At 47.6% G+C, this 1,083-nt stretch carries 2 protein-coding genes; one reads left to right on the top strand and one right to left on the bottom strand.

The window, feature by feature from the left end:
* Window positions 1-479 (bottom strand): LysR family transcriptional regulator (locus tag R7P67_RS26115; RefSeq protein ID WP_318086492.1); only part of this gene is annotated, 479 nt, incomplete at its 3' end.
* Window positions 480-708: 229 nt separating this feature from the next.
* On the opposite strand from R7P67_RS26115, the gene R7P67_RS26110 reads away from it, so the two are divergent.
* A partial coding sequence (locus tag R7P67_RS26110) for a TonB-dependent receptor plug domain-containing protein (protein ID WP_318086493.1) occupies window positions 709-1,083 on the top strand: 375 nt, incomplete at its 3' end.

Raw genomic sequence — 1,083 nt, 5'->3', positions numbered from 1 at the left:
TAACGAAATACGCCAAGCGTTTCTTTGCGCCAATCCAGCCCTTTGTGTTCACCTAGCCAGATAAACAAATCTGGATCGTGGTGTGTATCGGAAAAATCACTAGTGAGCTGGACTCTGACGTCAGGGTTCTCCGCCAGAAATTCATTGAGCACATCGCCTAACCAACTGCGAACTAACGCTGCGTGGCAAACGATATGTAGAGAGCCTGATACTTGATTATTTAAGCCTTGAAGCGCCTCATAACTTTCCTCGCTGAGCTCTAGGATCTGGCGGCTGTAGTCGGCAAAAATCTCCCCTGCGCGTGTCAGAATCAAGCGGTTGCCTTGTCGAGTCGTTAGCGCTTGGCCAAAGTCGGCTTCTAATTGTGCTAAGCGGCGGCTCACGGTGGATTTCGGCTGATTCAATGCTTTGGCGGCTGCGGTTAAACTTTTGTGTTGGTTAAGCGCATCAAAAGCACGAATTGATGCTAAGTCGTGCATATCTTACTCCTTACTGCGTTATGTACGGATTCCATATATGGGAAGAACCGTTCCATAACTCTCACTATGCATCTCATTCTATTTATGAATAATTCCACTTCGAAAATAATAATCATTATCAATTATGGAGATGTAGATGTCCACTCTTAGACTGCCAGTGCTAACTGCAACTGGTGTTTTAGCCTTCGTCAGTGTCCCTCATGTATTTGCTAACGACTCAGTTTCTAAAATGGAAACCGTCGTGGTGACAGCGTCAAGTTATGAGCAATCCCAAGCGGATGCGCCTGCAAGTATTAGTGTTATCTCGCGAGAAGAATTGGACTCGCGCTACTACCGCGACGTGACTGATGCACTGAAAAGTGTGCCGGGTGTTGTTGTGACTGGTGGTGGTGATACAACCGATATCAGCATTCGTGGTATGGGCTCTAAGTACACGTTAATTCTTGTGGATGGTAAGCGCCAAAGTACTCGAGAAACTCGCCCAAATAGCGATGGCCCTGGTATTGAACAAGGTTGGTTGCCACCACTTCAAGCCATTGAGCGAATCGAAGTGATCCGCGGCCCGATGTCGACGCTGTATGGTTCCGATGCGATTGGGGTGGTG

This window comes from Vibrio sp. Vb0937 (assembly GCF_033338855.1).
Note: the sequence above shows the minus strand (reverse complement) of the source record. Positions and strands in the feature narration are given on the sequence as shown.